The organism is Acinetobacter brisouisimilis, from assembly GCF_000368265.1.
Classification (GTDB): Bacteria; Pseudomonadota; Gammaproteobacteria; order Pseudomonadales; family Moraxellaceae; genus Acinetobacter.
On sequence record NZ_KB851219.1, the window covers coordinates 848454 to 863006 of the forward strand.

Consider the following 14553-nt stretch of genomic DNA (forward strand, 5'->3'; position numbering starts at 1 on the left):
CTTTTTTAAACTGCCTATATGGCAGTGAACCTGAACAAAGCATGTATAGAAGTATCGTTAAGTTTTTAAACTGCCTATATGGCAGTGAACTTTGAATTGTTCCAACATACTCAGCTGCACGCTTTTTAAACTGCCTATATGGCAGTGAACCATAAAAATATTAGAACAAGATCAGAAATAACAGTAGCTTAAACCCTAAAAGTAAAGAAATACTCAAATTTTTTAACTTAGTTATAACTAATTGATTTTATTAAACTGTTAAAGGGTCTTAAAAATATTGGGTCAAAATCATTCATCTGTCAAAGCAAAAATGATGCAAAATCCTTTTCTATTCAAATCTGAAAAGGTTTAAACATCATACAGGCATTAAAAATCAAGCTAAAACAGGGTAGAATACCGAGCATATAAATTTATAGATTTGGAGTTCTGAGTGGAGCGATTGACGATTAGCCCTGAAAGTTTGAAAGAAGCGGCTGAAAACTTAAGCACGATTCGTGATTTTATTCGCTTTGGGGTCACAGCACTGCGTCAATACGATGCTCATTTAGGGCAAGGTACAGAAGACTTTTTTGCAGAAAGCTCGGCATTGGTGCTGCAAACATTGTCTTTAGACTGGGCGGCAGACAACGAAATTCTCGATGCAAAACTACTACCAAGTGAAAAAGCAGAATTTTTAAGTCTTTTGGAACGCCGTATTAATGAGCGCGTCCCAACTTCTTATTTATTAAACCTTTCTTATTTTTGTGGTAAACCATTTTATGTCGATGAACGTGTGCTTATCCCACGTTCACCAATTGCAGAACTCATCGAACAGCGCTTTGCACCATACTGTTTGGATGAAAATGGGCAAATGCGTGAAGCATTAAACAACTTGCCTGAAAATGCAAACCCACAAACTCCACGCCGTATTTTAGATATGTGTACAGGTTCAGGCTGTATCGCAATTGCACTCGCATATGCTTACCCAGAAGCGGAAGTCGATGCAACTGATATTTCTCGTGAAGCACTTGAAGTGGCTGCAATTAATGCTGAACATCACAACATGCAATATCAGGTCGCACTATTAGAGTCAGATTTATTCTCTAAAATTCCTTCAGAAAATAAATATGATCTCATCATCAGTAATCCGCCATATGTGGATGCTGAAGATATGGCAGATTTGCCTGAAGAATTTTTGCATGAGCCAGAACTGGCGCTTGCTGCTGGTCAAGATGGTTTAGATTTAGTACGTAAAATGTTGGCACAAGCAGCAGATTATTTGACTGAAGATGGTCTGATTGTGATTGAAGTGGGCAATTCTGAATGGGCAATGCGTCAGAATTTCAATACAGTTGACTTCCACTGGTTAAAATTCCAAAAAGGTGGTTCGGGTATTTTTGCTTTGACCGCTGCACAATGTCGTCAATATCAACAATTATTTCAAGATTCAGTAAATGCATAAGGAATTGTCATTATGGCAGGAAATAGTATTGGGCAACTTTTTCGTGTGACAACTTGTGGTGAGTCGCACGGTGTTGGCTTAATGTCAATTGTCGATGGTGTGCCACCAGGTCTTGAATTGGTTGAAGAAGATTTACAAAAAGATCTTGATCGCCGTAAACCAGGTACATCTAAATTTGCGACTCAGCGTAAAGAACCTGACCAAGTTGAAATTATTTCGGGTGTTTTTGAGGGGAAAACCACAGGTACTCCAATTGGTTTATTGATTCGCAATACAGACCAGAAATCAAAAGATTACGGTAATATTGCCCAGACTTTCCGCCCTGGGCATGCTGATTATACTTACACACAAAAATACGGTTTCCGTGACTACCGTGGCGGTGGACGTTCAAGCGCCCGTGAAACTGCGATGCGTGTCGCTGCAGGTGCAATTGCTAAAAAATATTTGGCTGAGAAGTTTGGTATCGTGATTCGTGGGCATGTTACCCAAATCGGTACAGAAGTCGCAGAAAAACTGGACTGGAATGAAGTTCCAAATAACCCGTTTTTCTGTGGTGATGTCGATGCTGTTCCTCGTTTTGAACAACTTGTCACGTCACTGCGTGAGCAGGGAACAAGCTGCGGTGCAAAACTGGAAATTCTGGCTGAAAATGTACCAGTCGGTTGGGGTGAGCCTGTATTTGATCGTTTAGATGCCGACATTGCACATGCCATGATGGGTATTAATGCTGTCAAAGGTGTAGAGATTGGTGATGGTTTTGCCGTTGCAGGACAGTTTGGTCATGAAACTCGTGATGAATTGACTTCACAAGGTTTCTTGGCAAATCATGCTGGTGGTATTTTGGGTGGGATTTCAAGTGGTCAAAACATTCGTGTGGCGATTGCACTCAAGCCAACTGCGAGTATTACCACTTCAGGAAAAACCATCAACTTAAACCGTGAAGATACGGACGTATTAACCAAAGGTCGCCATGACCCTTGTGTTGGTGTTCGTGCTACACCGATTGCAGAGGCGATGCTTGCAATTGTGTTGATGGATCATTTCTTACGCCATCGTGCGCAAAATGCCGACGTAGTTGCACCATTTGCGCCTATAGCACCTTAAAAAACCAGCAAAATCGAGATGGCTTCATGAATATGAAGCCATTTTTTTTAAGTGCTATTTATTCAGGCGATTTATACATAAATAGCGTTTCATTTCTTATTTAAACCTGTTAAAACAAAAATAAAGCCTAAAGGAAATGAGTTGAAGACAATGAAAACTATAGTGAAATATATTGCGTTAAAAAATAAAGATTATCAGTTAGGTCATCCACTTTTTGAAGAAGAGCTTGAAGAAACAGGTGATTATTTTGAGCGTATTCCAAGCCATATTCAGTTTCAAAATGTACAGTTTAAAGTAAAATCTAAAGAACTGACGCGTAAACAAATATTCGATGACTTTGAGGAATCCCAAACAATTATTGTCAAGGTGATCGCAATGACTGAAGCCTAAGTCAATATTGATGCTGACTTAAATAGTAAAAATACATCACATGACACGATTCAAATCAAAGCAGGCTTATTACTGATTTATCGCGCTAAACTTAACTTTAAAGTGTGGTGAAAATGTGATGTAAGTTTAGTATATTCTTAAATTTATATTTAAAAACAATATTTTAAGATATGTGTATGGTTTCGGAATAAGCGATACAGTCTAATCTTGCGGTATCAAAAGGGTAAGGGGGAAATGAAATCGTAGAATATCATCCCTAATTGATTGATGTGATGTACAGGATATTTCCCTAGTTCTGTCGATTTAATTTTGAAATTGTCCGAATCAAAAAGAAGCGAACGCAGTGCTTCTTTTGCGCTTATGTATAGTTATTCTTAAAATAAGCAGATATTTCCTAAATTGGTTGGGTGGGGGAGTTTTGTGGAATCAAATAAGCAGACTCTAACCTGATGAGTATCTTGTTTTTAGTAAACAGTGACACTTGCAAAACAAGTTGAAAAAACGCATAGGATCTATCAGTAAACTCAAAGACTGATATGGGTTTTAAGCAGTTTAATAGTTTTATTGATACTTAAAATAAAACGCCCGATGAGGTTCATCAGGCGTTTTTAACTGAAATAAGAATAAGCTTATTAGGCAGGTTTCTTTTCTTCAGTTGCAGGCTCAAGTTGCTTTAACAAATGAGTCTCAAGATAGTGAATATCCATCGCTGTTTCACAGAAATCTTTATCTTGTAAGATCAGATCTTTGTGCAACGGAATATTGGTTTTCACGCCTGTGAGGATCATTTCATCTAGCGCTTGTCTCATACGTGCAATCGCAGTACTACGATCTTTACCATGCGCAATCAATTTTGCAATCATGGAATCATAATACGGTGGAATGCTGTAACCTGAGTAGATATGAGAATCTAGACGGATACCCGCACCGCCTGGCGCATAAAAAGTCTCAATGCGACCTGGAGACGGCAAGAATGTTGTTGGATCTTCAGCATTGATACGACATTCAATTGCATGACCACGAACTTCAATGTCTTTTTGCTCGAGGTTCAGACCTAAACCAGAAGCAATACGGATTTGTTGTTCGATAATGTCAACACCAGTGACCATTTCAGTGACAGGGTGTTCTACTTGAACACGTGTATTCATCTCAATAAAGAAGAATTCACCATCTTCAAATAGGAATTCAAATGTTCCTGCACCGCGGTATTGCATGAGTTTACACGCATGCACACACGCTTCAAGAATGTCTGCACGTGCTTGTTCTGGCAAGTCTGGTGCTGGCGCTTCTTCAAGAACTTTTTGATGACGACGCTGTAAAGAACAGTCACGGTCATATAGGTGAATGGCATGACCATTACCATCAGCCAAGATTTGAACTTCAACGTGACGAGGTGTTTGTAAGAAACGTTCCATATAGACCGTATCATCACCAAACCACATTTCAGCATCACGTTGAGCTGCTTGTACAGACTCAAGCAAAGTGTCGATGCGTTCAACAATACGCATACCACGACCACCACCACCTGAAGCTGCTTTAACAATCAGTGGAAAACCGATTTTCGCTGCTTCTTCTTTGGCATTCGCTGGAGTTACTGCATGTTGTGAACCTGGTACAGTAGGTACACCCGCTTTACGCATTGCTGTAATTGCAGAAACTTTGTTTCCCATGAGGCGAATATGCTCTGGGCGTGGGCCGATAAAAACATAGCCCGAAGTTTCGACCATTTCGGCAAATTCAGCATTTTCAGACAAGAAGCCATAACCAGGGTGAATGGCATCTGCACCTGTAATTTCAGCAGCAGTTAATAATGCTGGAATATTTAAATAACTTTCGCTTGTTGAGCCTGGACCAATACATACAGCTTCGTCGACAAAACGCAAATGCATCAAGTCTTTATCAGCGCTAGAATACACTCCAACGGTTTTAATCCCTAGAGCTTTACAAGCGCGGGTGATTCGCAAGGCGATCTCACCACGGTTTGCAATCAGTACTTTTTGCAACATTGTGAGTCCCTGTAATTATGCGCGGTAACGGAATAATGGTTGACCAAACTCAATCACTTCGCCATTTTTTACCAAGATTTCTTCAATCACGCCGCTTTGAGTTGCTTCAATCGGGTTCATAATTTTCATTGCTTCGATAATACCTAGAGTATCACCAGCAGAAACAGTTTGACCGACTTGAACAAATGGTGCTTCGCCTGGACTTGGAGCAGCATAATAGACACCAACCATTGGTGAAGTTTCAACAACGCCACGTGGAGTTTTTGCTTTTGGTGCAGATTCAGCAGACGGAGCAGGCATTGCAGCAACACCCATTTGAATTGGTGCTGGGCTGCGGCGGGTTAAAGCAATCGATTGATCACCTTCTTTTACTTCAATTGCCTGAAGATCAGATTCAATCATCAAATCGATGAGCTTTTTGATTTTACGAATATCCATGGTGTTCGTATTCCTTATGAAGATTAATGAGAAGGTTGAAGCTTAGAAACAGCATAATTGAGTGCAAAGTGATAACCTTGTGCACCTAAACCACAAATCACACCCACAGCTTTGTCGCTGAGATAAGAATGGTGGCGAAAGGTTTCACGGGCATGCACATTAGATAAATGCACTTCAATAAATGGGATATTGACCCCAAGCAATGCATCACGTAGCGCCACAGAAGTGTGGGTGTATGCAGCAGGATTAATGATAATAAATTGCACAGCTTGTTCTTGTGCTAAATGAATACGGTCGACAATCGCACCTTCATGGTTGCTTTGAAAAGTATCTAAGTCGCAATCTTGTTGTTTTGCTTGTTCAATGAGGCTTTGGTTGATGTCATTTAAGGTGAGGTGACCATACACTTCAGGTTCACGCTTTCCGAGCAAATTCAAATTTGGCCCATGAATGACCAAAATACGTGAAGTCATATAGTTCACTCCAATCTAAAATTGCAGTCATTTTCTGCAAGATCTTTACAAAGTTGGCGGATTTTTGCTTTGAATTCTGTAATTATTTTGCAAGTTGTACTTATCTATGCAGAATAAACAAATCAAATTATGCGTATATCTTGTAAATTTTTGGGAAAATTAACAATGTTAAAAAGTTCCATTTTAAAAACTTAAAACTTGCTTGGATTGACAGTTTTTCTTAAATTTCACTTGGTCTGGTCGCTGCTTACACTACCACTAAACAAATGCAATTGGAATGGATGATTTTATAATAAAGTCATAGAAATATGCGGGTTAAAGATACTTGCCAAATTTTTTGTGATTTTTATTTAATTGTATGAATTTAAACAATAATATAAATTATGAACAAAGATTTCTTTTGAAAAATTATACAGGTAAATTATGGTGATTACATGATATATTTTTCTTGAATAGCCTAAGTTTGACTACATTGTATGTGCGTAGATTAGATAAAAAACCGCATATAATTTGGTTTTCTTTGGGTGAAATTTGCAAAGAACAGTAAAAGGCATTGACCATTTTGTTCAGATTGGCAGAGGCTATAGAATAAAAACGCAATATAACTGCTTATAGAATACGCAATAAGTTGTTACATCTGAACTAAATTAGGTTCTTATATTGGATTAACTGATAGTTGTTTTAAATATATGGCTGATTTTTTGATAGATTTGAGCTATTACACTATAATTTTATAGTACAGGGTAAAATAAAAAGTATAGATTACTGATCGTTTACTTATTCCAGTTTTTTTGTATGTCTATATGTCATTGCAGGCAAGCACAGCGCTCGTGTTGCCTGTATTGAGCAAATCTTTAACTGGCTGAGAATTTTTTGGCATAGCTTACACAGCCAACCACCAATAAACTGGTGAGAAACATCGACCAGCCTACAGGTTCATGCAAAAGAATTGCTGATAAACCCAGACCCAAAAAAGGTTGTAACAACTGTAACTGACCGACAGCAACTACGCCGCCTGTGGCTAGGCCGTGATACCAAAAAATAAAACCGATAAACATGCTAAACAGTGAAACATAAAGTAATCCTAAAGAGGCGCTCAATGTGACATGGCTAAAGTCTTCAGGGTAATAATAAAAGCTAGCAAATAGCATGAACGGTAGGGTTAAGATAAGTGCCCATGAAATCACTTGTAAACCGCCTAAATCTCTTGATAATCGCCCACCTTCCGCATAGCCTAAACCACAAAGTAAAATTGCGATCAGCATGTATATATCGGCAGAAAAAGGATGTTGTTCCTGAGGTGACATGTAAATAAAAGCAATAATGCTGCTGCTCCCTAGCACGGCAAATAGCCAAAATTTATGCTGTGGTCGTTTTTCACCACGTAAAATTGCAAAAATAGCCGTCGCTAAAGGCAGTAAGCCAATAAATACAATGGAGTAGGCGGCACTCATCTGCTTGAGTGCCAATGCTGTAAATAAAGGAAAACCCAGTACGACCCCAATCGCAACCAGAGTCAATGATTTGAACTGAGAGATAGATGGTAAACGCTGCTTCATACAGAGTACCGTGCATAAAGCCAATATGCCTGCAATTAGGGCACGAATTGAGGTTAGGAATTCTGGGCTAAAGCCTGTTACAGCAATACGGGTTGCAGGCAATGAACCTGCAAAAATACAGACACCACATAAACCACTCAACCAGCCTCGCGAAATATTCAACATGTTTAGCACTCTTCATGGATCTAAGAGATTTATAAAGAATGCTGACTTGCTGAAACAGCTACAGGACAATACAATTTAATCAAACTGTTAGGGTGTGAAAAATAAAACTGTTATGGAAAAATCAGCACCATCAGGCAAAATTGAACGTGTGATTACTTTTGTTCAGCAACAAATTGATGATCGCGTCTTGGTTGCAGGCGCGCGTTTACCTTCGCTTCGTCAGCTTGCTCAGCAGTTAGAAGTATCTATTTCAACAGTTATAGAAGCCTATGCGCGGTTGGTCACGGCGCAGCGTATTGAGGCAAGAGCGGGCGCAGGCTATTTTGTCACAGGCATTCGGGCATCGTATGCCTTTACAGCCATTGCGCCACGTTTAGACCGAGAGGTCGATCCACTATGGATTTCTCGGCAGTCTTTAGAAGCCAATTCAACCCATTTAAAGCCAGGTTGTGGTTGGTTGCCTGAACACTGGATGCCAGAAGATTTAATTCGAAAAGCGTTAAGAGTTGTTTCGCGTTCCACAACGTCACATCTGGTGGGTTATGGTCAGCCTTTAGGTTTTGCGAAGCTGCGACATTTAATTGTACAGCGAATGCAAATGACAGGTGTCGTGGCACATCCTGATCAAATCTTACTGACCGATAGTGGCACACATGCAATCGATTTGGTTTGTCGCTTATTTTTAAATCCAAATGATGTGGTGCTGATTGATGATCCTTGTTATTTTAATTTTCATGCCTTACTCAAAACTCATCAGGTCAAGACGATTTCGATTCCTTGGACAACGACAGGACCTGATGTTGAAAAGTTTCGTGCGGCTTTGGCACATAAACCTCGACTGTATATCACCAATTCAGGCATTCATAACCCAACAGGCGGGCAGTTGTCGTTAGCAACAGCGTATCAAATTTTAAAAATGGTCGAGCAAACTGATTTGGTCATTGTTGAAGATGATATTTTTGCTGATCTTGAATATGTGCCTGCACCGCGTTATGCAGCACTCAACGGTTTTGCTCAGGTGATTCAAATTGGAAGCTTTTCCAAAACCCTTTCAGCATCTATACGCTGTGGTTATATAGCGACTCAAAATCAATGGATTGAACAGCTGATTGATCTAAAAATAGCGACCTGTTTTAACAATAATCAGTTAAATACAGAGCTGATTTATCATGCATTAACTGACAATGCTTATCGTAAACATGTCGAATGGCTGAAACAGCAGTTAGCATTGGCCGTGAGTAGAACCATACAAAATTTGCAACCACTGGGAATTGATCCTTGGATTATTCCTCAAGCTGGTATGTTTTTGTGGTGTCGTTTGCCTGATGGATACAGCGCTAAAGAAATTTCAAAAATATGTTTATCTCAAGGTGTGATTTTGGCGCCTGGAAATGCCTTTAGTACCCATCAATCTGCTGAACAGTTCTTACGTTTTAATGTGGCACAATCCGCAGATCAGCGTATTTATCAGGTCTTGCAACGTGCAATAAGGCAATTAAACTGATAGAAATCTAATCCCTACAAATGGTTAGCGTAAGAATAAACGGAAAATCAGTTTCTGTAGCCATGTGCCATACGGCGGGTAAATCAGTTTCATTAAACTGAATTTTGGACGGACAAAGACTGATTTGGCATGACTAAAAGTCAAGAAACCTTCATGTCCATGATAGTGCCCAATCCCAGAAGCTCCAACCCCACCAAACGGTAAATCATCCTGTGCGACATGTACCAAGGTTTCATTTAAACAGATGCCACCACTATGTGTATGCTTTAAAAAGTGCTGTTGTTCCTGTTGATCATAGCCAAAATAATACAGTGCCAATGGGCGATCATGCTGGTTGATGTAAGTCATGACTTCATCAATATTTTGGTAAGTCAAGATCGGTAAAATTGAACCAAAAATCTCATTTTGCATCAGCAGCATATCATCATTGATATCGCAAACCAGATAATGCCCAAAATGCGCTTCATCTTCAGGATAAATACAAATTACCTGTGCGCCTTTGGCTTGAGCATCATCTAAATACAATTTTAAGCGTTGTTTTTGGCGTTGATTAATGATTTGAGTGCAATCAGGATTATTGGATAACTCGGGGTAAAATTGACGAATGGTTTTAATATAAAGATCAATAAATTGTTGTGATAAATCTTGTGGCACAAAAACATAGTCAGGCGCGACGCAGGTTTGTCCTGAGTTAATGGCTTTACCAAAAACAATACGGCGCACAGACTCTTCTAACGGCGCATCTTTACCAATTACACTTGGAGATTTTCCACCAAGCTCAAGCGTTACAGGTGTTAAATGTTCCGATGCTGAACGCATTACTTGCCGACCAATTGATGTTGCACCTGTAAAGAGGAGATGATCAAAGGGCAGTGCAGAAAACTGCTGTGCAACATTATGATCACCTGTTACGACGCTAACTAAATCTTCAGGGAAAACCTGTGCAATTATTTTTTGGAAAAGCGCAGAAAAATGCGGGGTAAATTCACTCATTTTCAGCATGACCCGATTGCCTGCGGCCAATGCTTGACATAACGGACCAACGGCTAAAAATAATGGGTAATTCCACGGTACAATAATACCGACGACACCGAGTGGTTGATACATCACATAGGCTTGAGCAGGTTGAAACAGAATACTGACCTGACGGCGACTAGGTTTCATCCATTTTTTTAAGTGTTTGAGGGTATGTTGAATACCCATCACACTCGGTAAAATTTCAACCAAATGAGTCTCATCTGCACTACGATGCCCAAAATCTGCTGAAATCGCATCAATAATGTATTGCTGATGTTCAATTAACAGAGTTTTTAACTGTTTAAGCCACATACGGCGTTGTTGCAAGCTTGGATATTGGGTGGTTAAAAAAGCCTGTTTTTGTTGTTGTAGCAGGTGATTTAAATACTCGGCAGAATCAGTCATTAGTTTCTTTATTATTCCTTCAACGTTCAGACGTCATGTTAACTGAAAATTCTGAACTGCAAAATTTAAGTTGTGCATTTCACGGTCAATGATTTTGTTTGTAGCCAAAAAATACCAATCTTTGGTTTGTAAACATGATTTTAGACTAAAGTCGCAAAGCGTTCGCAGTTTCATCGCAACATGTTTCATTCGTTTTATATGTTTCTGATATATCAGTGTTATTTAAAAGACAAATGGCTGTATTGTTGTAGAGAATACAGGAAAATTAAAATAATATTGGTCAGACCATTATTAAAATATTCAGACCAATATTGATCTTTAAGTTGGCATTATTTACTATTTGATGACAAATAGGTGCTTTTTAATTTAAATTGGTATGACCATTTTATAAAAAAGCATTCTGGAATTCACGAAAAGTATCGCCGAAGCATTTCAAGGAGAAGAGAATGCTACAACAATGGCAACAAATTTATGACCCTATTGGTAATATCTGGCTATCTAGTTTGGTCGCTTTGATTCCAATTATTTTCTTCTTTCTTGCGCTCGCTGTATTTCGCCTGAAAGGCAGCGTGGCTGGAACGATTACTGTTGGACTGGCATTATTGGTATCGCTTTTTGCCTATCACATGCCAACCAGTATGGCTTTCGCATCAATTATTTATGGATTCTTTTATGGGCTTTGGCCAATTTCATGGATCATTATTGGTGCAGTATTCCTGTATAAAGTCTCTGTAAAAACAGGCCAGTTCGATGTAATTCGTTCGAGCATCCTATCTATTACGGAAGATCAGCGCCTTCAAATGCTATTGGTCGGCTTTGCTTTTGGTACTTTCCTTGAAGGTGCTGCAGGCTTTGGTGCGCCTGTTGCAATTACCGCAGCGTTGCTCGTGGGTTTAGGCTTTAAACCACTGTATGCAGCGGGTTTGTGCCTGATTGTGAACACGGCACCAGTTGCGTTTGGTGCAATGGGGATTCCGATTATTGTGGCTGGTCAGGTTTCAGGTGTAGAAACGCATGAAATTAGCCAAATGGTTGGTCGTCAATTACCGTTTGTTGTGCCAATCGTATTGATTTGGATCATGGCGATCATGGATGGCTGGCGCGGTGTGAAAGAAACTTGGCCTGCAATTTTGGTCGGTGGTGGTGCATTCTCATTGGCACAATACCTGACTTCAAACTTTGTCGGTCCTGAGCTTCCAGACATTACTGCGGCAATTTCTTCTTTGATCAGTTTGACGATTTTACTTAAGTTCTGGAAACCAAAACATATTTTCCGTTTCACTGATGAAGATGGTACGGTTATTGATAGTGCGGTTCTAGAGCAACAAAAGCAAAAACATACCGCAGGCCAAATCTTTAAGGCATGGTCTCCATTTATGATTTTGACTGCAATGGTCACTATATGGAGTATCAAACCATTTAAAAGTTTGTTTGCCAAAGATGGTACTTTGCATGACTGGATCATTGCGATCAAAGTCCCATACTTGCATCAATTGGTACAGAAAATGCCACCTGTAGTTGGAAAACCAACTGATTATGATGCTATTTTTAAATTTGACTGGTTCTCTGCAACAGGCACAGCGATTATTTTTGCGGCAATCATTTCAATTATTGTCTTAAAAATGCGTCCTGCTGTAGCTGTGGCAACTTTTGCGGAAACTGTAAAAGAGTTAAAAACACCAATTTACTCAATTGGTATGGTGTTAGCGTTCGCGTTTATTGCTAACTACTCGGGCATGTCTGCAACATTGGCGTTGGCATTAGCTCATACAGGTCGGGCATTTACCTTCTTCTCGCCATTTTTGGGTTGGATGGGTGTGTTCCTTACGGGTTCTGATACTTCTGCAAATGCGTTGTTTAGTGCTTTACAAGCCACTACAGCACATCAAATTGGTGTACCAGATGTGTTACTTGTCGCAGCCAATACTTCTGGTGGTGTGACAGGTAAAATGATTTCACCACAATCGATTGCCATTGCGTGTGCTGCCGTTGGTCTGGTTGGCAAAGAGTCAGATTTATTCCGCTTCACAGTGAAGCACAGTATCGCATTTACTGTGATGATTGGTATTATCATTACCCTTCAAGCCTATGTTTTTCCATGGATGATTCCATGATTGCAGATTGACCGAAGGAAAATGAGATGAAAATAGCCGATCGCGTAGTACAAAGTTTGTATGATTTGATAGAACAGCAAAGCATGCAGGTGGGTGATCGGCTGCCTTCGGAGCGTCAACTGTGTGAACAACTGAGTGTTTCGCGTTCATCGTTACGTGAAGCATTGCAAAAGCTCTCAAGTTTGGGCGTGGTTTCCAGTCGTGTAGGTGCAGGAACTTACCTTGCAAAACGCCCACAGAGCGACTGGTCTGACCAGTTTATTCTTCAACCGTTGAGTGACTTGATTGATCAAGATCCTTTATATCGTTTTGATGTTCAGGAAGCGCGTCTGATTTTGGAAGGTGGGACAGCATGGTACGCCGCCAAGCGCTCAACCGAAGAAGATCGTGCCAAGATTCATTATTTCTATGATCAGGTTTTGTATTTCCAGTCGATTGGCGATGCAGATAAGGCTTCGGCATCGGATGCCAACTTTCATTTGGCGATTGCGGAAGCCTCTCACAATATTGTGCTGACGCAAATGATGCGCAGCCTGTTTGATTTACTGCAATACAACGTCGTACTCGGTCGACGCAAAATCTATACCGATGTCCATCAGTTTGGGCAACTCCATTTACAACACTTTCAGGTGATGGATGCCATTGATCGACAAGATCCAGAATTGGCACGCTCATCGGTGTGTGACCATATCGAATTTATTATTCAACAAGTGCGTGCGATTGACGAAGCAGAAGCTCGTCTAAAACGCTCGTCTCGCTTAAAAAGGATCGATTTAAAATGATCATTTCTTCTTCTAATGACTATCGTGAAGCAGCACGCCGTCGTCTACCACCATTTTTATTTCACTATATCGATGGTGGTGCTTATGCAGAATATACTTTAAAGCGAAATGTAGAAGATTTATCGAAAATTGCGCTACGTCAGCGTGTATTAAACGACATGTCGCAGTTGAGCCTTGAAACCAAGATTTTTGATGAAACACTTTCTATGCCTGTCGCATTGTCACCTGTTGGTTTGACAGGCATGTATGCACGTCGCGGTGAAGTGCAAGCTGCGGTTGCTGCAGACAAAAAAGGCATTCCATTTACGTTGTCTACCGTATCGGTATGTCCAATTGAAGAAGTGACGCCTGCCATTCAGCGCCCAATGTGGTTTCAGTTGTATGTGTTGCGTGACCGTGGCTTTATGAAAAATGCTTTGGAACGTGCCAAGGCAGCAGGCTGTTCAACCTTAGTGTTTACGGTTGATATGCCAGTACCTGGCGCACGTTACCGTGATGCACACTCAGGTATGAGTGGCCCAAATGCTGCAATGCGCCGTTATTTACAAGCTTTTGCACATCCGCATTGGGCATGGAATGTGGGCTTACTCGGTCGTCCGCATGACTTGGGCAATATCTCTAAATACTTAGGTAAGCCAACAGGTTTAGAAGATTATATTGGCTGGTTGGGTACGAACTTTGATCCATCTATTTCATGGAAAGATCTGGAATGGATTCGTGATTTTTGGGATGGTCCAATGGTCATTAAAGGCATTTTAGACCCTGAAGATGCTAAAGATGCCGTACGTTTTGGTGCAGATGGTATTGTGGTGTCCAATCACGGTGGTCGTCAGCTAGATGGTGTGTTATCAACCACACGTGCTTTACCTGCAATTGCCGATGCTGTTAAAGGTGATCTGAAAATCTTGGTTGATTCAGGTATTCGCAATGGTTTAGATGTTGTGCGTATGCTGGCAATGGGCGCTGACTTATGTATGTTGGGGCGCGCTTTTGTCTATGCATTGGGTGCAGAAGGTGGGCAGGGCGTATTGAACTTACTGGAACTGATTGATAAGGAAATGCGCGTTGCCATGACCTTGACGGGCGCGAAAACCATTCAGGATATTAACTCAGACTGTCTTGTTCATTTAGATCATCTAGCCAAATAAAACTAAG

At 40.4% G+C, this 14553-nt stretch carries 12 protein-coding genes; 7 read left to right on the forward strand and 5 right to left on the reverse strand.

The features are described 5' to 3' along the window. Positions 1-430: 430 nt before the first annotated feature. The 3 genes from prmB (at position 431) to F975_RS07760 (ending at position 2935) form a co-directional block, all read left to right on the forward strand. Positions 431-1441: a 50S ribosomal protein L3 N(5)-glutamine methyltransferase gene (prmB, locus tag F975_RS07750; protein WP_004751994.1), complete on the forward strand. Its 1011-nt coding sequence runs from the start codon at positions 431-433 to the stop codon at positions 1439-1441. A gap of 12 nt (positions 1442-1453) precedes the next feature. Continuing rightward, complete coding sequence (gene aroC / locus F975_RS07755) at positions 1454-2545, forward strand: chorismate synthase (protein WP_004751996.1); 1092 nt, start codon at positions 1454-1456, stop codon at positions 2543-2545. A gap of 150 nt (positions 2546-2695) precedes the next feature. Then, positions 2696-2935 carry a hypothetical protein gene (locus F975_RS07760; protein ID WP_004751998.1) on the forward strand — a complete coding sequence of 80 codons (240 nt, stop codon included), beginning with the start codon at positions 2696-2698 and terminating at the stop codon, positions 2933-2935. 632 nt (positions 2936-3567) lie between these two features. Here the strand turns inward: F975_RS07760 and accC are convergent. From accC to F975_RS07780, 4 genes are all read right to left on the reverse strand, one after another. Continuing rightward, complete coding sequence (gene accC / locus F975_RS07765) at positions 3568-4941, reverse strand: acetyl-CoA carboxylase biotin carboxylase subunit (protein WP_004752000.1); 1374 nt, start codon at positions 4939-4941, stop codon at positions 3568-3570. Positions 4942-4956: 15 nt separating this feature from the next. Further along, a complete protein-coding gene (gene accB / locus F975_RS07770; protein ID WP_004752002.1) occupies positions 4957-5379 on the reverse strand; it encodes an acetyl-CoA carboxylase biotin carboxyl carrier protein in 423 nt (140 codons plus the stop codon). Between the two features lie 23 nt (positions 5380-5402). Further along, positions 5403-5852: a type II 3-dehydroquinate dehydratase gene (gene aroQ / locus F975_RS07775; RefSeq protein ID WP_004752004.1), complete on the reverse strand. Its 450-nt coding sequence runs from the start codon at positions 5850-5852 to the stop codon at positions 5403-5405. An 854-nt stretch (positions 5853-6706) separates the two neighbouring features. After that, on the reverse strand, positions 6707-7576 hold the full coding sequence (locus tag F975_RS07780; protein ID WP_004752006.1) for a DMT family transporter: 870 nt from the start codon (positions 7574-7576) through the stop codon (positions 6707-6709). A 112-nt stretch (positions 7577-7688) separates the two neighbouring features. On the opposite strand from F975_RS07780, the gene F975_RS07785 reads away from it, so the two are divergent. After that, entirely contained in the window at positions 7689-9080 is a 1392-nt protein-coding gene (locus F975_RS07785; protein WP_004752008.1) for an aminotransferase-like domain-containing protein, read from the forward strand. Between the two features lie 24 nt (positions 9081-9104). Here F975_RS07785 and F975_RS07790 read toward each other — a convergent pair whose 3' ends face one another. Beyond that, positions 9105-10502: a coniferyl aldehyde dehydrogenase gene (locus F975_RS07790; protein ID WP_004752010.1), complete on the reverse strand. Its 1398-nt coding sequence runs from the start codon at positions 10500-10502 to the stop codon at positions 9105-9107. 446 nt (positions 10503-10948) lie between these two features. On the opposite strand from F975_RS07790, the gene lldP reads away from it, so the two are divergent. The 3 genes from lldP to lldD are packed head-to-tail and all read left to right on the forward strand — an operon-like array spanning position 10949 to position 14546. Further along, the gene (lldP, locus tag F975_RS07795; RefSeq protein ID WP_004752012.1) at positions 10949-12616 is read left to right on the forward strand and encodes an L-lactate permease; all 1668 of its coding nucleotides are present in this window, start codon (positions 10949-10951) and stop codon (positions 12614-12616) included. A gap of 26 nt (positions 12617-12642) precedes the next feature. Next, positions 12643-13398 carry a transcriptional regulator LldR gene (gene lldR / locus F975_RS07800; RefSeq protein WP_004752013.1) on the forward strand — a complete coding sequence of 252 codons (756 nt, stop codon included), beginning with the start codon at positions 12643-12645 and terminating at the stop codon, positions 13396-13398. Then, complete coding sequence (lldD, locus tag F975_RS07805) at positions 13395-14546, forward strand: FMN-dependent L-lactate dehydrogenase LldD (RefSeq protein ID WP_004752015.1); 1152 nt, start codon at positions 13395-13397, stop codon at positions 14544-14546. Before lldR ends, lldD begins: the two co-directional genes overlap by 4 nt. The last annotated feature ends 7 nt before the right edge of the window (positions 14547-14553 follow it).

Coding starts and splice junctions, on each gene's coding strand:
- aroC (WP_004751996.1), top strand. CDS start 1,454: ATGGCAGGAAATAGTATTGGGCAACTTTTTCGTGTGACAACTTGTGGT.
- F975_RS07760 (WP_004751998.1), top strand. CDS start 2,696: ATGAAAACTATAGTGAAATATATTGCGTTAAAAAATAAAGATTATCAG.
- accC (WP_004752000.1), bottom strand. CDS start 4,941: ATGTTGCAAAAAGTACTGATTGCAAACCGTGGTGAGATCGCCTTGCGA.
- accB (WP_004752002.1), bottom strand. CDS start 5,379: ATGGATATTCGTAAAATCAAAAAGCTCATCGATTTGATGATTGAATCT.
- aroQ (WP_004752004.1), bottom strand. CDS start 5,852: ATGACTTCACGTATTTTGGTCATTCATGGGCCAAATTTGAATTTGCTC.
- F975_RS07780 (WP_004752006.1), bottom strand. CDS start 7,576: ATGTTGAATATTTCGCGAGGCTGGTTGAGTGGTTTATGTGGTGTCTGT.
- F975_RS07785 (WP_004752008.1), top strand. CDS start 7,689: ATGGAAAAATCAGCACCATCAGGCAAAATTGAACGTGTGATTACTTTT.
- F975_RS07790 (WP_004752010.1), bottom strand. CDS start 10,502: ATGACTGATTCTGCCGAGTATTTAAATCACCTGCTACAACAACAAAAA.
- lldP (WP_004752012.1), top strand. CDS start 10,949: ATGCTACAACAATGGCAACAAATTTATGACCCTATTGGTAATATCTGG.
- lldR (WP_004752013.1), top strand. CDS start 12,643: ATGAAAATAGCCGATCGCGTAGTACAAAGTTTGTATGATTTGATAGAA.
- lldD (WP_004752015.1), top strand. CDS start 13,395: ATGATCATTTCTTCTTCTAATGACTATCGTGAAGCAGCACGCCGTCGT.